The sequence below is a fragment of the Pseudarthrobacter sulfonivorans genome (assembly GCF_024391045.1).
GTDB lineage: Bacteria > Actinomycetota > Actinomycetes > Actinomycetales > Micrococcaceae > Arthrobacter > Arthrobacter sulfonivorans_B.
The window spans coordinates 193,880-213,413 of sequence record NZ_JANFCZ010000002.1; the positions used below are offsets into that span (position 1 = coordinate 193,880).

Sequence of the window (19,534 nt, forward strand, 5' to 3'; positions counted from 1 at the left end):
GGCACCTGGCTACAGCGCGGGCTGAACGCCAAACGCTATGGCAAGCTTCATGATCTTCTCGGCGCGGCCCAGGCGGGGCAGGTCCGAACCGTCACGGATCACGCGGCCGTTGGCTTCGAAGTCGTTCATAAAGTCGGTAGCCCAGGCCACGTCCGACGGCGTGGGGCTGATGACCTCGTTGATGACCGGGGTCTGGTCGATGGCCAGGCACAGTTTGCCGGTCATGCCCATCATCACGGTGATGCCGGTCTGTTCGCGGAGGATGGGGTGGTTGGTGCCGACGGTGGGGCCGTCGATGGGGCCGGGCAGGTTGCCGACGCGGCTGGCGACGACGAGCTTGGCGCGCGGGTAGGCCATGGCCTCGGGGGTGGCGGCCATGCCGGTGTCGCGGCGGAAGTCGCCGGAACCGAAGGCCAGGCGGAAGGCGCCCTGGGCCCTGGCGATGTGGTTGGCTTCCTCGATGCCCACGGCGGACTCCACCAGCGGGATGACCGGGGTCTTGCCATCCATGCGGTGGAAGGACTCGGTGACCTGGTCCGCGGACTCGGTCTTGGCAAGCATCACGCCGAGCAGGCCCGGGGTTCCGCGCAGTCCGGCGAGGTCGTCGGCCCAGAACGGGCTGGTGGCATCGTTGATGCGGACCCACGCCTTCCCGCCGCCGGTCAGCCAATCAATGACGTGTCCGCGCGCCTGGTCCTTCTGCGACGGGTCCACGGCGTCTTCAATGTCCAGGATGATCGAGTCAGCGCGGGAAACGGCTGACTGGTCGAACAGTTCAGGCTTCATGGCATTGACCAGGAGCCACGAACGGGCGATCTCAGCAGGGATATTGCGTTCGGGCCGTACGGTCTCTGCGGCGATGGTAGAAGTCATGCTTCTACCGTATCTGGCCGGCCCCTGCGAGCGCTAAGCGGAAGGGCCTCCGGAGCTGAGACCAATACCACCAATACGCGCTGTTAGCCGGCCTCCTCCCCCATGCAGGTAGCAGCAGGTGCCTTTTGCGGGTCCGAAACGACACCTGCTGCTACCTGGTTGGGTTTAGGGGAGGTTGGTTCCCCGGGCTGAGATCCACAGCCCGTACCAGTCGGCCGGGGTCATGGCGGACGCCGTCCGGGCTGCGTCCGCGCACGCGGCGATCCGCGCGGGATTCACGGTCCCGATTACAGGCGCGATGCCGGCCGGATGCTTCATCAGCCAGCCCAGGAGAACCGACTCGCCCGTGGTGCCGTATTTGCCGGCGAGCTCCCGGACGAGGACCGCCGTGGAAGTCTCTGCCGACGTCGGGTCGTCCGATGCTGCGCCCGTGTAGAGCCCGCGTGCCAGCGCTCCGTAGGCCTGGAGCGTGACGCCGTTGCCGGTGCAATACTCCAGGGTGCCGTACGGGAAGCTGTAGTCCAGCGAGTCCGGATGGTTCACCAGGACCTGGCTCTCCAGCCACGCGCGCTTCAGCAGGCTCATCTCCAGCTGGTTGGCCACCACAGGCACTTCCAGCCGGTCCTGCAGCGCCTGGATCTGCGCGCCGGACATGTTGGACACCCCCACCTGCCGCACCTTGCCCTCGTCGAGCAACTGCCCGACGGCGGCTGCCACCTCCGCCAGGTCCGTCAGGGGATCGGGGCGGTGCAGCAGGAGGACGTCCACGAAGTCCGTCCGCAGCCGCTTGAGGCTGCCGTTGACCCGTTCCAGGATGGCGTCCCGGCTCAGGTCGTAATGCGTGGCCAGACCGCGCTCGTTGAGCCGGATCCCGCACTTGGTCTGCAGCCGGATCCGCTCCCGGAGCCCGGAGGTTGCCGCAAGCACTTCACCGAAGACGGCCTCCGACTTGCCGCTGCGGTAGATGTCGGCGTGGTCGAACAGGGTGATCCCCGCTGACAGTGCAGCCTCGACGGCGGCAGCGGCCTCATCCACGTGGCCGGCGCCGTGCGGCTCGTCGGACCAGCTGCCGCCCAGGCCCATGCAGCCGTAGATGAGCTCCTGCATCAGCGCAGCCAGGCGGTGCTGTTGGCCGGCAGCTTGCCGTCCTGCAGCGGCGAGCTGCTGAGCAGCACGGTTCCGGCGGGGAGGTCGACGGCGGAGTCCCCGAAGTTGGTTACTGACTGCCAGCCGCCGGGGCGGCTGAAGTGCAGGATGTCCGGGCTGCCCGTCTCCAGCCATTCCAGTTCCTCGCCGGACTGCAGTTCACGGCGGAGCTTCAGGGCCTTGCAGTACAGCTCCAGGGTGGAGTTGTCGGTGCCGTCCTGGGCCTCGACTGCATACTTGCTGAACCAGTCCGGCTGCGGGAGGTGCGCGCCGCCGTCGCCGAAGCCGAAGGACGTGCCTTCAACTTTCCACGGCAGCGGGACCCGGCATCCGTCGCGCCCCACTTCCACACCCTTGTTCCGGAAGAAGGCAGGGTCCTGGCGCTCGGAGTCCGGAATGTCCGCCACTTCCTGCAGCCCCAGCTCCTCGCCCTGGTACAGGTAGGCGGAACCGGGAACTGCCAGCATCAGCAGGGTGGCGGCACGGGCACGCCTGAGGCCCAGCTCAACGTCAAGCTCCGCTGCCGGCGCACCTGCCAGCAGCCAGGCCTTGCCGTCCTGCTTCGCCAGGTGCTTGCCGGTGCCCTGCGGGAGCCCGTAGCGGGTGGCGTGCCGGACGACGTCGTGGTTGGAGAACACCCAGGTGGACGACGCACCGGTTTCCTTGGCCTCAGCCAGGTTCCGGGTGATGATTTCGCGGAATTCGCCGGCGTCAAAGTTGGCCTGGAGGAGATCAAAGTTGAACGCCTGGCCCAGGCCCTCCGGGCTGGCGTAGCGGGCCCGGCGGGTGGCGTGCACCCACGCTTCGGCGACGGCGGTGCGGGGCGGGTCGTACTCGTTGAACACCTCGCGCCATTCGGCGTAGATGTCGTGGACGTCGTCGCGGTCCCAGAACGGGTGGGAACCGTCTTCGAAGCCGTCCTCCAGCTGGCCTTCGCGGGTCAGTTCCAGCTTGGACAGCAGCGGCTCGGTCAGGTCCTTGGTGAGGGCGTGGGCCACGTCCACCCGGAAGCCGTCCACCCCGCGGTCGGACCAGAAGCGCAGCGTCTTCAGGAAGTCATCCCGGACCTCGCGGTTGGACCAGTTCAGGTCCGGCTGTTCCTTGGCGAAGATGTGCATGTACCACTGGCCGGGGGTGCCGTCCGGTTCGGTGATGCGTTCCCAGGCGGGGCCGCCGAAGACGGAATCCCAGTCCGACGGCGGCAGTTCGCCGTTTTCTCCGAGCCCGTCGCGGAAGATGTAGCGTTCCCGGGCGGGCGAACCCTTGGGCGACGCCAGCGCTTCGAGGAACCATTTGTGGCGGTTGGAGGAGTGGTTGGGGACGATGTCCGCGATCAGCTTGATGCCGGCTTCGTGCAGGGCCTTGGCCATTTCATCGAAGTCGGCCAGGGTGCCCAGCTTGGGGTCGACGTCGCGGTAGTCATCGACGTCGTAGCCGCCGTCGGCGAGCGCTGACGGGTAGAACGGGCTGAGCCACACGGCATCGATCCCCAGCGTCTGAAGGTAAGGGACTTTGGCCGTAATGCCCTTGATGTCCCCCAGCCCGTCACCGTTGGAATCGGCGAAACTGCGCGGATAGATCTGGTACACGGCAGCCTGGCGCCACCAGTTGGGGTCGGCCTGACGGTCAGCTTCGGACAGGGTTGCCAGCGTGGCAGTGGTGGGCAAGGGAGTGATCCTTTTCATCGTGGGGGGAATCGTTCCGGAAAGGCTGGGTACACTTTAGATAGTTACTAAATCTATTCCCCCACCAATTATGGGACCGCGGAATCTGGAGGTCAAGGACACATGAAGAACCCCGGGACACCCAGTCCGCAACTGCTGCGGCGCCTCAATGCCGACGCCGTCCTGGCCTTCCTGCGCACCTCGGAAGTGGCCACCGGGTCAGACCTGATGGCGTGGACAGGACTGACCCGGGCCTCGGTGATCGCCGTCTGTGAAGACCTGCTCCACCGCGGCTGGATCCGGGAGCTGGAGGCAGACCGCCAATCCGGCCAGGCGAAGGGACGGCCCGCCCGCCGCTTTGAGCTTGATCCGCGGGCCGGGGTGGTCCTGGGCATCGACATCGGCGCCGCGACCACCACCGCCGCCGTTGCCGACCTGCGCGGAAAAATCATCGGCCGGGCCAGCCGCAGCTTCCGGATCCCCGAGATTCCGGCCGCGGAGCGCATCGAGGTTGTCGACCAGGCCTGCCGGGCAGCGCTGGCGGCGGCGGGTGCCGCCTCCACGGACGTCCTGGCGGCGAGCGCCGGCCTGGCGGCACCGGTGGACCGGGCCGGCAACGTCCTGGTGACCCGGCCCTTCTGGCGCCTGTTCGACGTCGGCCTCCGGGCCGCCCTGAAGGACCTCCACGGCTGGACGGTGCTGCTGGAGAACGATGCCAATCTCGCGGCCCTAGGTGAGCGGTGGCGCGGAACCGGGGCAGGCGTCGACGACCTGGTGGTACTGCTCGCCAGTGAACGGATCGGTGCCGGCATCATCGAGTCCGGGCGGCTGCTCCACGGGCTGTCCGGGGCCGCCGGAGAGATGGGCTACCTGGATCTCGTGGAAGGCGTGGGCAGTTCCGCCGGCATCGCAGTGCTGGCCAGGGAGTGGTACCAGGCAGCAACGGGTTCCCCGCTGGAGGCGCCGGAGGTCTTCGCTGCCGCCGCTGAAGGCGACCCCGCGGCAGCGGCAGTCCTGGAGCGGCTGGCCGAACGGCTGGCACGGGTGGTGGCATCCGTGGCTGTCCTGCTGAACCCGGAGCAGGTGGTGATCGGCGGTGCAGTGGCCGGCTCAGCCCACGCACTGGTCCCCGGCATCGAGGCGTGGCTGCCGCGCTTCACGGCGACCGTTCCGCGCGTCACGGTGTCACCGCTGGGCGATGCGGTGGTGACCATGGGGGCAATCCGGCATGCGCTGGACTTCGTGGAGGCCAATGCGCTGGACCTGACACTGCCGCCCCGGCCGGCCTGAGGTGGCCGGACTGAGGTGCCCGGACCTGAGGTGACGGGCCCGAGGTGTCCGCCCTGCCGGCGACTTCCACCGGCAGGGCTCACTCCGGCATGATCATGGTCCGCAGGTCGAGCTGGCGCAGCACCCTGTCCGCCACTTCGGGGTCCATGTCGGGTTCATTCCGGGCCGTCACCACTTCCTGGCGCGCCGCATCCAAGGCAATGGTCTGGACCGCAATCGCCAGGCCGCGGCCCCGGGACCGCAGCTCGGCCACACTCTCGTTCTTCAGACTGCCGTCCAGTAGCTCGGCGTGCAGCCGGCCCATCTTTGCCTTGACCAAGGCCACTTTCTCGGGCGGAAGATCTTTCATCAGGTCATGCTGCTTCAGTGCGGCCACAGCCGCCTCCTACGCCCGTTTGGCCAGCAGGCGCGCGGCGTCGCGTTCCTCTGACCCGTCCCCGGACGCGTTCAGGATCCGCATCAGCCACGGCAGGGTCAGCCCGGGCAGCACCAAGGTGGCCACCAGCACGGCGCAAGCGATCACCAGCAGGTAGTCCCGGGCGGGGAACGGCGTGCCGTCTCCCAGGGTGAGGGGCAGCGCAAGGGCAAGAGCCAGGGTAGCGAGCCCGCGCATGCCGCACCAGGTGAGAATCAGGACTTCCTTGGGCGACGTGGGCTGGAGGACATTCTTGCGGTTGCGGGACCCCAGTGCGAGGACGGACATCCACAGGAACCGGACGGCGAACACCAGCACGCAGACCACAACGGCAACGCCCAGCATGTCGGGGATGTCCGCGCGCTCATCGCGGATAACGTGACGGATTTCCAGCCCGACCAGCCCGAAGGCAAGCCCGGTAGCCAGCAATTCCACCACGTCCCAGAAGGCGCCCCGGGTGACCCGCTCCTCCGCGTACTGCGGCCGCGAGTGCCGCTGCATCTCCAGGGCAGTGACCACCACGGCAATCACCCCGGAGGCGTGCACCTCTTCCGCCAGGATGTAGGCCGCGAAGGGCACCACAAGCGTCACGGCGCTCCGCGCCACCAGCGAGGTGACCAGCCTGGTGATGAGCCCTGTCAGCCAGCCCATGACCATGCCCACCACCAGGGCAAGCGCGGCGCCGATCACAAACCGAAGAACGACGTCGGGCCCTATCTCTGTGCCCCCCACTGCGGCGGCGACAGCCGCCTGAAAGATCACGATGGCCGCGGCGTCGTTGAACAGTCCCTCGCTTTGCAGCACGGTGGTGAGCCGGCGCGGCATGTGCACGCGGCCCGACACTGACTCCACGGCAACCGGGTCCGGCGGCGCCACCATGGCCCCCAGCGCTATGGCAGCCGGGATGCCGATGCCCGGAATCATGAGCCAGGCGGCGCCCGCCACCGCTGCGGTGCTGATGACCACCAGCGCCACCGCCAGCATGATCAGAGTGCGCCACCGTACCCGGAAAACCGCCCAGGAACTGCGCTGGGCCGTGGCAAAGAGCAGCGGCGGCAGGAAGATGGGCAGAATCAGCTCAGGGGCGATGTTCAGGTCAGGGAAGCCCGGGATGAAGGTGAGTCCGATGGCCAGCAGGAGCATCAGCACCGGATACGGCAGCCGGAGCCTGTCCCCCACGCCGACGGCCACCACAGTGGCCAGCAAAAGTCCGACGATGAGTGCCAACTGGTCCATGTGCCTGCTTCCCCAGCGGGGCGGCCAATCCGCCGCGCGGCGGGAGGCGCCTGGCGCCGGTCTCATTTTATCGGTGGCGGTGCTTCAACGGCACCCGTACTTTACGGGCAGCTGTGCCTGTGCGACGGCGGTCCGGCGTCGCGATTCCCCCGGCCGCCCGCGCGAGGCACACCGTCAGGGCAGCGGCTCCAACGCCGCCGCGATGGGCAGGGTGCCGTCGCGGAACTCTATGGTCCGTCCCGCTGTTTCCGGCAGGTCCAGCACAGCCGCGGCCACGCTGGCGGTGTTGCTGCGGGACGTTGCACCGTTGCCGTCCCGCGGCGGATTGACCTCGATCAGGCCGCTCGCCGGCTGGTCAGTCAGGCTGCCCGGCCCCAGGATGGTCCAGGCCAGCTGTGTGCCGCGCAGGTACTTATCCGCCGCCGCCTTGGCATCCGCATAAGCGAAGAAGGGATTGTCAGCCGGGACGCCGTGGTCCGGACCGGCGCCCAGGTAGGACACCATGACATAGCGCCCGACGCCGGCCTCCGCAGCTGCGTCCATGGACCGGATGGCCGCGTCACGGTCCACCGCGTAGGTGCGTTCCGGGTTGCCGCCCCCGGCGCCGGCTGACCAGACCACGGCGTCGTGGCCGCTAATCGCATCGGCGATGGCCGCCGTCGTCGAGTTTTCAACATCCAGGACCGACGGCGTTGCCCCCGTTGCCGTGACGTCTGCGGCATGATCCGGGTTGCGGATGATCGAGGTGACGGTGTGGCCCTCTGTGGCGAGGAGCGTGGACAGGTGGAGGGCCACTTTGCCGTGGCCGCCGATGATAGCGATGCGGGTCATGACCCCATTCTGCCCCTCAACACCGTCAGACGCAGTCAGGCACCGTCAGGCGAGAGTGCGGTAGCGCAAATAGACCACGCCGTTGCCGAACCTGCGTTCCTCGAGGAGGTCAAGTTTCAGGGTCAGGCCGTCGGGCAGGAACCGCAGGCCGCCGCCCACGGCCACCGGGTTGACGAACAGCCGGCATTCGTCCACGAGCCCGGCCCGGAGCGCGGCGGCGGCCAGGGTGGGGCCGCCGATGCCGATTTTTCCGTCGGTGCCGTCCTTCAGTTTCCGGACTGCGCCGGCGTCGAACCTCCGCTCGACCCTGGTGCGGGCCGTCTGGACCGCCGCGAGGGACGAGGAGTAGACAACCTTGTCTGCGTCCTGCCAGATCCGGCCGAAATCCTGGATATAGTCCGGTGCGCCCGGCGCGCTGCCGAACGTCTCCCACACCGACATGACCTCATACATGCGGCGGCCGAAGAGGTAGCTTCCCACGTCGCGTTCGAGATCATTGACGAACCTGTGGACCTCCTCGTCCGGTTCGCTCCAGCTGAAATTGCCGTCGCGGTCCGCCACATACCCGTCGAGGGACGTGATGCCTGTGTAGATGAGCTCGCCCATCCGCCCATTGTGCCGCCGTCGTGCGGCGCTGGATAGGCCGCGCCACTCACTTGACGAAGAACTGTTGCGTGAGGGTCCAGAGGTTGGTGGTGGTCCAGTAGATCAGGACGCCGATCGGGAAGAGGATGCCGCCAACACCGAAAATCAGCGGCAGGACGTACAGGAGCATCCTCTGCTGCCGCAGCAAGGGATTGTCCGCGGACTCCGCCGTGATGCTTCTGGCCATGATCCGTCGCTGGGTCATGAACTGGGCAGCCGTCATGGCCACAATCATCACCACAGTGAGCACAGCGACCGCCGCCGGGTCGCCTGAGGTGCCGTGCAGCACGGACGCTGACAGCGGGGCGCCGAGAATGCTCGACTCGTCGAACTGGAGCACCTGTTCGTGGCTCATCGCGGCGACGCCCTGGTCCTGGCTGGCTGCGGAGGTGATGCCGGAGAGGACCTGGAAGAGGGCGAAGAAGAACGGCACCTGGCTGAGCACGGGCAGGCATGCCGACAATGGATTGGTCCCGTGCTCCTTGTACAGCGCCATCTGTTCCTGCGCCATGGCCTGCCGGGACAGCGGATCGGACTTCCCCTTGTATTTGTCCTGTAAGGCCGTCAGGTCCGGCTGCAGCTGCCGCATCCGCCGCTGGGCGTTGACTTGCCTGAGGAATACCGGAATCAATGCCGTCCGGATGACCAGCACCAGCCCGATAATGGCGAACGTCCACGTCCAGCCGTCCGCACCGGGCATGCCCGCCCCGCTGAGGACATCGTGGAACCAGACCAGGAGGGCGGAGACAAGCCACTTGAACGGAGCCATGATTGCCGCAAAGACGTCCACCGCTATCCCCCTCGCCGAATGCTGCCAAGCTACGGCGAAAAGGGGCGCTTGTCACGGCCGCCCCCAGCCGAGCCCCGGGAGGCCAGGTTCTGTGTGACGTCGGGTGGATACAGGAAAACCCCCGGAATCTCGGGGGATTCCGGGGGCTTAGCCTGTAGCGGTGGGGAGGCTCGATCTCCCGACCTCACGATTATGAGTCGTGCGCTCTAACCAACTGAGCTACACCGCCACGAATGAGAAAAACCTGCATCAAGCCGGTCAAAACCGCCTTGACACAGGCCCTCATTCAGAGCCCCCCACCGGAATCGATCCGGTGACCTCGTTCTTACCAAGAACGCGCTCTACCACTGAGCTAGGGGGGCAACGAGTAAATACTCTACCGGAAGATTTGGCCACCAACAAATCGGCGGCCGAACCCGTCCCGGAGCCCCAAAAAGTGCCTGTTTCCGGATAAAAACTGCCCGTCAGGGCCTCTTCCGGGGGACATTAATGGCCGTTCGGGAAACAGGTGTGACGAAGCGAACACCGCGCTGCCGCCGTCGGGCGTTAAAGCGGCCGTGCGCCAGAAGCCGATGGGCGTTAAAGGCCGATGGGCCGGCTCGAAAGCCGACCCATCAGGGAATCGCGTCAAACTAGGCGGTTACCACTTGCCCTTGCGGTTGAAACCGCCCTGGCCGCCTTCGGTGCGCGGCTTGCGTGAGCCGTCACCGTGGCCGCCGAAGCGGGAGTCGCTGGCCTGGCCGCGGCTTGCGCCGCTGTCGGCACCGAAGGAGCGCTCGGAACGCTCGCTGTACGAGCGGCCACCACGGTCAGCGGAGGAACGCTCGCCGTCGTTCTTGCGGAAGTCCTTCTTGTACCCGCCGCTGCCCTTGAAGTTGCCGCCGCGGTCGCCGCCGCGGCTGCCCTGGTAGCCGCCACGGTCACCGGAGGGCTTGCGGCCGTTGTCCAGCTCGAGGTGGATCAGCTCGCCGCCGATCCGGGTGCGGGACAGGGCACGCAGCTGCTCGGGGCTCAGGTCCGCGGGGAGCTCCACGAGGGAGTGGTCCGAGCGGATGTCGATGCCGCCGATCTGGGCCGAGGAGATGCCGCCTTCGTTGGCAATGGCGCCCACGATGGAGCCCGGCATGACGCGCTGACGGCGTCCGACGGCAATCCGGTAGGTGGCGTTGCCCTCGGTGAGTGCACGGGTCGGGCCGCGGGAGCCGAAGCCGTCCTTGGAGCGCTCACGCTTCTGGAACTCGGGAGCCGCGGGAAGTTCCTTGACCAGCAGAGGCTGGCCGCCCTGGGCCATGACGGCCAGTGCGGCAGCGATCTCGGCGGCCGGAACGTTGTGCTCCTGCTCGTAGGAAGCGATCAGGTCGCGGAACGCCGCGACGTCCTCGGATTCGAGCGTCTCGGTGATCTTCTCCGCGAACTTGCCCAGGCGCAGCGTGTTGACGGTCTCGGCGGTGGGCAGGTGCATCTGCTCCACCGGCTGGCGGGTGGCCTTCTCGATGGACCGCAGCAGGTACTTCTCGCGCGGCGTCATGAACAGGATGGCGTCACCCGAGCGGCCTGCACGGCCGGTGCGGCCGATGCGGTGCACGTAGGACTCGGTGTCGTGCGGGATGTCGTAGTTGACCACGTGGCTGATGCGCTCAACGTCGAGGCCTCGGGCGGCGACGTCGGTGGCCACCAGGATGTCGATGCGGCCTTCCTTCAGCGCGTCAACGGTGCGTTCGCGCTGCTGCTGCGGGATGTCGCCGTTGATGGCGGCGGCCTGGAAACCGCGGGACTTCAGCTTGTCAGCCAGGTCCTCGGTAGCCATCTTGGTGCGCACGAAGGCGATGACGCCGTCGAATTCTTCGACCTCGAGGATGCGGGTCAGCGCGTCCAGCTTGTGCGGGCCCATGACCTGCAGGTACCGCTGGCGGGTATTGGCGCCGGTGGTGGTCTTGGACTTTACCGAGATCTCGGCCGGGTTGTTCAGGTACTGCTTGGACATGCGGCGGATCTGGCTCGGCATGGTGGCGGAGAACAGGGCAACCTGGCGGTCCGACGGGGTCTGCTGGAAGATCTGCTCCACGTCTTCGGCGAAGCCCATGCGCAGCATTTCGTCCGCTTCGTCCAGCACCAGGTACTGGAGTTCGGACAGGTCCAGGGAACCCTTGGAGATGTGGTCGATCACACGGCCCGGAGTACCGACGACAACCTGGGCACCGCGGCGCAGGCCGGCGAGCTGGGGGCCGTAGGCGGAGCCGCCGTAGACGGGGAGGACGGTGAAGTCATCGATGTGCTTGGCGTACGAGGTGAAGGCCTCGGCAACCTGGAGCGCGAGCTCGCGGGTCGGAGCCAGAACCAGGGCCTGGGTTTTGCGGGACGGGCCGTTGAGGTCGTGGAGTTCGGCCAGGCGGGACAGTGCCGGTACTGCGAATGCTGCAGTCTTACCGGTACCGGTCTGGGCAAGGCCCACGACGTCGCGGCCTTCGAGCAGCAGCGGGATGGTGGCTGCCTGAATGGGTGAGGGCTTCTCGTAGCCGACGTCCTGCAGGGCTGCGAGGACGCGGCCGTCGATGCCGAGGTCGGCGAACTTGATGGCGTTTTCGTCGTCGTCATCTGCGGCTTTGGCGGGGGCTTCAGCCTTGGCGGGCGCGGCCGGGGCTTCAGCGGGGGTTTCGACGGCGGCCGGGGCTTCAGCGGCGGGCTCTGCTGCGGGAACAGCGGCCTCAGTGAACTCGACGGCGGCGGTTTCGGCGCTTACCGTTTCGGCAGCGGCGTCGTTCTGATTTTCGGGCATAGGGAAATTTCCTCATCCATAGGGGGCCATGCGGCACTACCCGAGGTGAGCGGAGCCGCTTTACATGTGCCGTGGGCGCCGGGCATACATTGACCGGCCGGTCACGTAGAAGTCCGGCGCTTTCGCAATCCCGTGGCAGGACTTCCCGCTGCATCTCTTGGCTGCTATCCCAGCAGTCTGTACAGCGTTTTCTTTAGCCGGCTCTCCCTATGAAAATGCCCGCATCGCTTGTGCGGGCCCCAACACTTACCAGTCCTGCCTCAAAAATTGGGCAGGAATAAGGGATTTCCGGAGTGGGGGATGTTTCAAGTATAAGGTACGCATCCGCCCGGAGGCTAATTGAACGCACGACGGCGGCGGTGAGCTTGCGCACATGCCCTCAGCGGGTGCCACTCGGGTGCGGTCCGGGGGCCGTCAGCGGGCCAGTTGCCGCTGCAGCCGCTCGAATTCATCCTGGTACTCGGGCTGCAACCGGATCTCGCCGTCGGCGTCGGCGTCCCGTAACGCGTCCATCGACGCAAGGTCCGGTTCGCTGAACCATTTCCCGATGGTGATGCCGTGCTTGGGAACGAACAGGCGGTGGATGTGGTCTCCGGCCGCGATGGTGCCGGTGCGCACCACGCGGAGGTACGCGCCCACGCGGCCTGCCTCGGTGAAGCGCTTCACCCACTGCGGCTCGCCCATGCTGCGCTGGAAAGTAGCACAGGGTGTTCGCGGCGACGTGACCTCCACTTCGACGTCGAGACCGATCTTCCAGCGTTCCCCGATCACCGCGCCGGTGGTTTCGATCCCTGCCACGCGCAGGTTTTCGCCGAACAGGCCGGGCGGGACATCCCGGCCAAGCTCGGCCGCCCAGTAGTCGGCGTCCTCCTGGGAATAGGCATAGAGGGCCTGGTCTTCGCCGCCATGGTGGACACGGCTCGCCTGGATGTCCCCGTGCAGCCCCAGCTTGTGGACTTTGACAGGCCCCTCCACCGGCCGCTTGTCGATGGCCGTGACACCAACGCTCCCCTCATCGGGCAGGAGCTGATGGACGCGGCAGACGGCAAGCAAAGAAGCTGATCCCATGGCACCAGTCTAGGTTCGGGCCGCCGTGATGGCCGCAGTGCCGGCCCAGGGAAAGCCGTTCATTCGGGTTTGGACCTGTGCGCGTCCGCAGGGTCGCAGGGCCCAGGGCCAGCGGTTAGGCTGATTTCAGGATTGAGCGGCTTTTCAGATTGAGCGGCGCGCCGTTGCGCCCGATTTCAGCTCGAATTCAACATCGACTATCTAGGGGGATGTCATGGACGCAGGCAACCGCCACACCGACGGCCCCAAAGACGGCCCGGAAGACGGTGCGGAAGTCAGCGCAGAAGGCGGTGCGGACGGCGTCGCGGACAAGGACAAAGCCAAAGACGCGCCAAAGCCCCCGCCGTGGCAGGTCCCCAAACCGGAGCTGCGCCCTGAACTCCTGAACGAACCGATCCCCACCGTGGATCCCTTCGCCAAGGACCGCGAACGCCAGGCGCGGGACATGGCCACCCGCAAGAAGCGTTCCCAGCGCCGGACCGTCGTGGTAGGCCTTGGCGTCACGGCGCTCCTCGCCGGCACCATCACCGCCATTGTGGCCAGCAACTCGGATGATCCCGAGTACGCGCAGGTTTGCTTCAACGATGAGACCGGCGAGCGCGTGGACGATGCCCAGTGCAACAGTTCGGCAGGGCGCAGCGGCGCGCTCTATGCCTGGTACTTCTACTCCCGGGGCGCCAGTGTGCCAGCGGTGGGCCAGAACAGGTCAACTGCGCCCAACTTCACCAGGACGGTTCCAAGCGGGGCCAAGGCCTCCACCGGCTACAGCAGCAAGGGCGGCACGGTCAGCAGGGGCGGCTTCGGCGGCAGCTCCAAGGGCGGAAGCACGGGGGGTTAGGCGTGAAGCGGTTGTTGTCGGAGCCCCGGCCCGGCTGGAAGCAGAAGATCGAAGAGCAGGGCCTGGTCTTCTCCACCACCACCATGCCCGACGGAAAAAAGATCGAATACTGGAACGAGTCCGCCTACTACGAGTTCACCATGGACGAGGTGGAGTCTCTCGAGCTCCAGGCCGAGGAGATGCACAGGATGTGCCTGGAGGCGGCGAAGTTCCTCGCCACCGGCGCCATGGGAAGCATCGGCATCGGCCCGCAGGCTTTGGAACTCGCCGCCGAATCATTGCAGGCCGGAGACATGGACATCTACGGGCGCTTCGACTTTATCTATGACGGCCGGGGCGGACCGGCCAAGATGCTCGAGTACAACGCCGACACGCCTACGGGCCTGATCGAGGCCGCCGTCGCGCAGTGGTTCTGGCTGCAGGACGTGTTCCCGGCGAAAGACCAGTGGAACGGGATCCATGAGGCCCTCATCCGGCAGTGGAAGAAGATGCAGTACCGCACAGGCATGAGCACCCTTCATGTGGCCCACTCCGAGGCCGAGGAATCCGGCGAGGACTGGATGACGGCCGCGTACATGCGCGATGTCGCAAGCCAGGCGGGCTGGACCACCATCGGCATCAACATGTCCGACATCGGCTGGGATCCCAACCTCAACCGCTTCGTGGACCTGGACAACTACATGATCAGCACCATGTTCAAGCTGTATCCGTGGGAGCTGATGATGAAGGAGCCGTTCGGGCCCCGGCTGCTGCAGCGGGCCCACAGTCCCCGCTGGGTGGAGCCTGCCTGGAAGATGCTGCTCTCCAACAAGGCACTGCTGGCCGCACTCTGGCATCTCTACCCGGACCACCCCAACCTGCTGCCTGCCTACCTGAACGAGCCTGGCCCGCTGACGGAATGGGTGGCGAAGCCCCTGCACGGCCGCGAAGGGGACAACATCAGGATCCACGCCAACGGCGTCAATCTGGAACAGCCCGGCGATTACGGCCGTGAGGGCTGGTGCTACCAGCAGTTCCACGCCCTGCCTGACTTTGACGGCAACCGTCCTGTCCTGGGCCTGTGGGTGGTGGACGGTGAATCCGTGGGCTGCGGGATCCGGGAATCGGATGGCCCCATCACCGACTACTTCTGCCGTTTTGTGCCCAACACCATCGACGCCCCGGCGCCGCTTTCGGCGCAGGCCCACGCCAACACATCGAGCAAGGCAGGTATCGCACTATGAGCCCCCTGACCCTCCAGCGACCGGTGGCGCCATGAGCGCGGAGACGACGACGGCGGGCGGCGGCAGCGGCGGCGATTCAGGCGGTGCCGTCCCGGCGAAGGGGCTCCGGGCAGGAATCCTGGACCTCGGCGATTCGGTCATGCTGGGACTCGCCTCCACGGCGCCGGTGTATTCGCTCGCCGCCACCTTGGGCCTGATTGTGGCGGTCAACGGAAACTACACACCCCTGATCCTGATCCTGGGCTTCATCCCGGTCCTCTTCATCGCCTACGCGTTCCGGGAACTGAACAGTGCCATGCCTGACTGCGGCACCACCTTCACCTGGTCCCGCCGGGCGTTCGGGCCCTGGGCCGGCTGGCTGGGCGGCTGGGGCGTTGCCCTGGCCGGCGTTGTGGTCCTGGCCAACCTGGCGCAGGTGGCCGGGCAGTACCTGTGGCTTCTGGTCGGGGACGGCTCACTGGCCGGAAACAAGCTGGTGGTCACGGTCACCGGGGTGCTGTTCATTGTCTTTATGACCCTGGTGAACTACCGCGGCATCAGGCTCGGCGAGCATGTCCAGCGGGCCCTGACGTACGTGCAGTACGTCTCGCTGGGGATCTTTGCACTGGCCATCATCGTCCAGATCGCAGGGAACGCCCCCGGCGGAGCTCCTGCCATCCAGGCGTTCGATTTCGAGTGGTTCAACCCGGCCGGCGCCTTCGCCGATCCCGGCGCCGTGGTGCACGGTGCCCTGCTGGCCTTGTTCATTTACTGGGGCTGGGACACCTGCCTGGCCGTCAATGAGGAAACCGAAAACCCGTCCAGCACGCCCGGCCGCGGCGCCGTCATATCAGCCTTCGTCCTCGTCGCCATCTATGTCTCCGTGGCGCTCCTGGTGATGATGTATGCGACGGTGGGCACCGAGGGCATCGGCCTGGGTAACGAGGCGAACCACAGCGACGTGTTCCTGGCTATGAAGGACGTGCTCCTCGGTCCGTGGGGCTGGCTGATCATCGTGGCCGTCCTGGCCTCGGTCCTGTCCTCTACGCAGACCACCATCCTGCCCACCGCCCGCGGCACCCTGTCCATGGGCGTGCACGGCGCGCTCCCGCCAAAGTTCGGCGAGGTCCACCCCCGCAACCAGACCCCTGGATTCTCGACGCAGCTCATGGGTGCCGCCGCTGTGGCCTACTACGTGGCCATGAGCATCCTCAGCGAAAACCTGCTGGCCGATTCGATCAGCGCCATCAGCCTCTTCATCGCCTTCTACTACGCGCTCACCGGTTTCGCCTGCGTCTGGTACTTCCGGGGGACGCTCCGCGGATCGGCACGCAACCTCTGGTTCCGGGGCGTACTCCCCCTCATCGGAGCGTTGATCCTGACGGCGGCATTCTTCATCTCGGCCGTCCAGATGTGGGATCCCGCCTACGGCGACACCCGGATCTTCGGTGTCGGCGGGGCGTTTGTCAGCGGCGTCGTGCTCCTCGCCCTGGGAGTGGTGCTCGCCGTCGTCTGCCGGTTCCTGCCGTCCACCCGGGGGTATTTCACCGGAAGGCCGGCCGCGGCGCCCACCCCGGCGTCCTAGGATTTGTCCATGAGCAATGACGCCCCGGCCACCATGCCGGACCCCTCCGACGTGCTGGCCCTCGATTCCCTGCTGACCCCCGAAGAGCTGGCGCTCAGGCAACGGATCCGCGACTTCACCGACCAACGCATCAGGCCCAACATCGGCGGCTGGTATGACGATGCCGTGTTCCCCCTGGAACTGGCCCCGGAGCTCGGCGAACTGGGCGTCCTGGGGATGCACCTGGAAGGGTACGGCTGCCCCGGCCGGTCCGCCGTCGAATACGGTCTCGCCGCCATGGAACTCGAAGCCGGCGACTCCGGGATCCGCACGTTCGTGTCAGTCCAGGGGTCCCTGGCCATGACAGCGATCCACAAGTGGGGTTCGGAGGATCAGAAGCAGGAGTGGCTCCCGCGGATGGCCGCCGGCGAGGTCATCGGGTGCTTCGCCCTGACTGAACCGACCGCGGGTTCTGATCCGTCATCGATGACTACCGTTGCCCGGCGCGATGGTTTCGGAGACGACGCCGGGTGGGTGCTGGACGGTGCCAAGCGCTGGATCGGGCTGGCCTCCGTTGCCGGGGTGATGGTGGTGTGGGCCAAAACCGACGACGGCGTCCGGGGCTTCCTGGTCCCCGCAGGCACGCCCGGGGTCACCGCCACACCAATTGCCCGGAAGCTGTCCATGCGTGCCTCCATCCAGTGCGACATCACGTTCGACGGCGTCCGCTTGGGACCGGAAGCCCTCTTGCCGGGCGCCTTCGGTCTCCGTGGGCCGTTTACCTGCCTGAACGAGGCACGTTACGGCATCGCCTGGGGCGCCATGGGCGCGGCGCGTGATTCCTACGAGGCTGCCCTGGCCTATTCCCTGGAGCGCCTCCAGTTCGGCAAGCCGCTCGCCGGGTACCAGCTAACCCAGGAAAAGCTGGTCAACATGCTGCTGGAAATCCAGAAGGGCACCATGCTGGCCCTGCATCTCGGCCGGCAGAAGGACGCGGGCCGGTTACGGCCGGAGCAGATCTCGCTCGGCAAGCTGAACAACGTGCGCGAGGCCATCAAGATCGCGCGTGAAGCCCGCTCGATCCTCGGCGGAAACGGCATCACCCTGGACTATTCGCCTCTTCGGCACGCCGCCAATCTGGAGTCGGTCCGCACCTACGAGGGGACCGACGAGGTCCACACCCTGGTTCTGGGCCGGCACATCACGGGCCTCGGCGCGTTCCAATAGGCCAGCCCGCCCGCCCGGCCCAAAGCGGGCGGGCGGAGGGTCAGGCTGCGGCCACCGGGACGGGTTCCTTAACCGTCTTGTCCTTGCGGATGGTGGCGCTGATGACGGCGGCGATGGTGCACATGGCCGCGGCGCCGAACCAGGCGTAGGTGTATTCGCCGGTGGCGTCCCGGATGGCGCCGGCACCCAGAGCCGCGGCGGCTGCGCCGAGCTGGTGGGCGGCGAAGACCCAGCCGAAGACCACACTGCCGTCCGCGCCGAACGTCTTGCGGCAGATGGCCGCGGTGGGCGGCACGGTGGCCACCCAGTCCAGGCCGTAGATCACCACAAACACCAGCATGCTCGGCTGGACGGTGGCGCTCAGGAGCAGCGGCAGGACCAGCAGCCCGATCCCGCGGAACTGGTAGTACACGGCCAGCAGGACCTTGGGGTTGTAGCGGTCGGTCAGCCAGCCGGAAGCGATGGTCCCCAGGATGTCGAAAATCCCGACGACGGCGAGCAGCCCGGCTGCGGTGGTTTCCGGCATGCCGTGGTCGTGCGCGGAGGGGATGAAGTGGGTGCCGATCAGGCCGTTCGTGGTGGCGCCGCAGATCGCGAAGCCCGCCACAAGGGCCCAGAACGTGCGCTCCCGGCTGGCCCGCTTGAGGACCTGGAGGGCCCGGACGGCGGCGTTGCTGCTGCGCCCGCCGTGGGCGACAGAGGCGGCAGCCGCGGGCACGGACCCAGCGGCAGCGGGCGAACCCCTGTCCTCCTCGGGCGCCGTTTCACCGTAAGGCAAGGCGCCGACGTCGGCCGGTGAGTTCTTGAGGAACTTCAGCACCAGCGGAACCACGGCGAGCGCGCCGGCGGCGATCAGTAGGGACGCTTGCCGCCAGCCCGGATCCTGGGCCAGCATGGCGATGAACGGCAGGAAGACCAGCTGGCCCGCGGCACTGCCCGCTGTGAGGATACCGATGACCAGCCCGCGGCTTTTGGCGAACCAGGTGTTGGCGATGGTGGCGGCGAAGACCAGGGCCATCGAGCCCGTGCCCAGGCCGATCAGCAGCCCCCACGTCAGCAGGATCTGCCAGGACTGGCTGACCAGGACCGTGAGTGCGCTGCCGGCACCGATCATCACCAGGGCGGTGGCCGTGACGGCGCGGATGCCGAACCGCTCCATCAGGGCCGCGGCGAAGGGGGCCGTCAGGCCGAACAGGACAAGGTTGATGCTCACGGCGGCGGACAGGACCGTGGTGGACCAGCCGAACTCCTGCTGCAGCGGCACCATCAGTACACCGGGGGCCGCCCGGAAACCCGCAGCACCCACCAACGCCAGGAAGGCTACCGCCGCGACGATCCAGGCGGGGTGCATGCGCCGGCGGGTGGTCTGGGCGGCGCTCATGCCGCGGCCGTGGCGAGTTCCACGGGAGCGTCCGTGCGGGTGAGGCTGTGCCAGCTCGTGTTGGCGGCGGTGAGCCGTTCCCCGCAGCCGGTGCAGGTGTCCGCGGAGCTGGTCCTTTGGCCGCAACCGGAGTGGATTACGAACATGTGCGCCTGCTCGGAGGGCGCGGGCAGGTGCTTCTCGGCCCACATGACCACGGCGTTGAGCACGGGAAGGGCATCCTCCCCCATGGGCGTCAGCACATATTCCTGACGCGGGCGGCCGCCGTCGTCGTAAGTCCTCTTGGTCAGCAGGCCGGACTCCACCAGGCCCGCCAGACGTTTGGTGAGGACCGAGTCAGCCACCGCCAGGCGTGACTTCATGGCGTCGAAGCGCCCGTTGCCAAAGAAGACCTCGCGGAGCACCAGCATGCTCCAGGGGTCGCCGAGGATGTCAAGGCCGCGGGCCATGCTGCAGGTGCGTTGGGACCAGTCGGATCGGAGTGCCATAAAGGCATCCTAGCTGACTCTCTTGAAGAAAGCTAGACCTGTAGCGAGATGGCACTTCGCGGCAGTCCGGGTGGGTGGGACTGCCGCGAAGTGCCATCTC

The 19,534-nt window shown here is 67.0% G+C and carries 15 protein-coding genes, 2 tRNA genes and 1 pseudogene; 5 read left to right on the top strand and 13 right to left on the bottom strand.

Annotated features, from left to right (window positions below):
* Nucleotides 1-9: 9 nt before the first annotated feature.
* The 3 genes from NQJ30_RS02250 to NQJ30_RS02260 all read right to left on the bottom strand — a co-directional run bounded on the left by NQJ30_RS02250 (nt 10) and on the right by NQJ30_RS02260 (nt 3,686).
* Entirely contained in the window at nt 10-873 is an 864-nt protein-coding gene (locus NQJ30_RS02250) for an HpcH/HpaI aldolase/citrate lyase family protein (RefSeq protein WP_255768096.1), read from the bottom strand.
* Nucleotides 874-1,038: 165 nt separating this feature from the next.
* A complete protein-coding gene (locus NQJ30_RS02255; RefSeq protein ID WP_255768098.1) occupies nt 1,039-1,980 on the bottom strand; it encodes an aldo/keto reductase in 942 nt (313 codons plus the stop codon).
* A complete protein-coding gene (locus tag NQJ30_RS02260; RefSeq protein ID WP_255768099.1) occupies nt 1,980-3,686 on the bottom strand; it encodes a glycoside hydrolase family 13 protein in 1,707 nt (568 codons plus the stop codon). Before NQJ30_RS02260 ends, NQJ30_RS02255 begins: the two co-directional genes overlap by 1 nt.
* Before the next feature lie 120 nt (nt 3,687-3,806).
* Here NQJ30_RS02260 and NQJ30_RS02265 point away from each other — a divergent pair, with 120 nt between their 5' ends.
* Nucleotides 3,807-4,973, top strand: a complete 1,167-nt coding sequence (locus tag NQJ30_RS02265; RefSeq protein ID WP_255768100.1) for an ROK family protein — start codon at nt 3,807-3,809, stop codon at nt 4,971-4,973.
* Between the two features lie 79 nt (nt 4,974-5,052).
* Here NQJ30_RS02265 and NQJ30_RS02270 read toward each other — a convergent pair.
* The 8 genes and pseudogenes from NQJ30_RS02270 to NQJ30_RS02305 form a co-directional block, all read right to left on the bottom strand.
* Nucleotides 5,053-6,624: pseudogene (locus NQJ30_RS02270) on the bottom strand (Na+/H+ antiporter).
* A gap of 174 nt (nt 6,625-6,798) precedes the next feature.
* On the bottom strand, nt 6,799-7,455 hold the full coding sequence (locus tag NQJ30_RS02275; RefSeq protein WP_255768101.1) for an NAD(P)H-binding protein: 657 nt from the start codon (nt 7,453-7,455) through the stop codon (nt 6,799-6,801).
* A 45-nt stretch (nt 7,456-7,500) separates the two neighbouring features.
* Entirely contained in the window at nt 7,501-8,061 is a 561-nt protein-coding gene (locus NQJ30_RS02280; RefSeq protein ID WP_255768102.1) for a dihydrofolate reductase family protein, read from the bottom strand.
* 46 nt (nt 8,062-8,107) lie between these two features.
* On the bottom strand, nt 8,108-8,890 hold the full coding sequence (gene yidC, locus NQJ30_RS02285; RefSeq protein ID WP_255768103.1) for a membrane protein insertase YidC: 783 nt from the start codon (nt 8,888-8,890) through the stop codon (nt 8,108-8,110).
* A 155-nt stretch (nt 8,891-9,045) separates the two neighbouring features.
* Nucleotides 9,046-9,119 (bottom strand) — tRNA-Met (locus tag NQJ30_RS02290).
* Nucleotides 9,120-9,180: 61 nt separating this feature from the next.
* Nucleotides 9,181-9,252: transfer RNA gene (locus NQJ30_RS02295), tRNA-Thr, on the bottom strand.
* Nucleotides 9,253-9,530: 278 nt separating this feature from the next.
* Nucleotides 9,531-11,666, bottom strand: a complete 2,136-nt coding sequence (locus NQJ30_RS02300) for a DEAD/DEAH box helicase (RefSeq protein WP_255768104.1) — start codon at nt 11,664-11,666, stop codon at nt 9,531-9,533.
* 414 nt (nt 11,667-12,080) lie between these two features.
* Nucleotides 12,081-12,734 (bottom strand): MOSC domain-containing protein, encoded by a 654-nt coding sequence (locus NQJ30_RS02305; protein ID WP_255768105.1) that lies wholly within the window; start codon nt 12,732-12,734, stop codon nt 12,081-12,083.
* A gap of 214 nt (nt 12,735-12,948) precedes the next feature.
* On the opposite strand from NQJ30_RS02305, the gene NQJ30_RS02310 reads away from it, so the two are divergent.
* The 4 genes from NQJ30_RS02310 to NQJ30_RS02325 are packed head-to-tail and all read left to right on the top strand — an operon-like array spanning nt 12,949 to nt 17,565.
* The gene (locus NQJ30_RS02310) at nt 12,949-13,572 is read left to right on the top strand and encodes a Tat pathway signal protein (RefSeq protein ID WP_255768106.1); all 624 of its coding nucleotides are present in this window, start codon (nt 12,949-12,951) and stop codon (nt 13,570-13,572) included.
* Nucleotides 13,573-13,574: 2 nt separating this feature from the next.
* Complete coding sequence (locus NQJ30_RS02315) at nt 13,575-14,795, top strand: glutathionylspermidine synthase family protein (protein ID WP_255768107.1); 1,221 nt, start codon at nt 13,575-13,577, stop codon at nt 14,793-14,795.
* Between the two features lie 31 nt (nt 14,796-14,826).
* Nucleotides 14,827-16,359, top strand: coding sequence for an APC family permease (locus tag NQJ30_RS02320; RefSeq protein ID WP_255768108.1), 1,533 nt, complete (start codon nt 14,827-14,829; stop codon nt 16,357-16,359).
* Between the two features lie 9 nt (nt 16,360-16,368).
* Nucleotides 16,369-17,565: an acyl-CoA dehydrogenase family protein gene (locus tag NQJ30_RS02325; protein ID WP_255768109.1), complete on the top strand. Its 1,197-nt coding sequence runs from the start codon at nt 16,369-16,371 to the stop codon at nt 17,563-17,565.
* A 40-nt stretch (nt 17,566-17,605) separates the two neighbouring features.
* Here NQJ30_RS02325 and NQJ30_RS02330 read toward each other — a convergent pair whose 3' ends face one another.
* Together NQJ30_RS02330 and NQJ30_RS02335 are read right to left on the bottom strand one after the other, a co-directional pair.
* Nucleotides 17,606-18,946 (bottom strand): MFS transporter, encoded by a 1,341-nt coding sequence (locus NQJ30_RS02330; RefSeq protein WP_255768110.1) that lies wholly within the window; start codon nt 18,944-18,946, stop codon nt 17,606-17,608.
* Nucleotides 18,943-19,434 (bottom strand): winged helix-turn-helix transcriptional regulator, encoded by a 492-nt coding sequence (locus NQJ30_RS02335; protein WP_255768111.1) that lies wholly within the window; start codon nt 19,432-19,434, stop codon nt 18,943-18,945. The genes NQJ30_RS02330 and NQJ30_RS02335 overlap by 4 nt, the downstream gene beginning before the upstream one ends.
* Between the last annotated feature and the right edge of the window lie 100 nt (nt 19,435-19,534).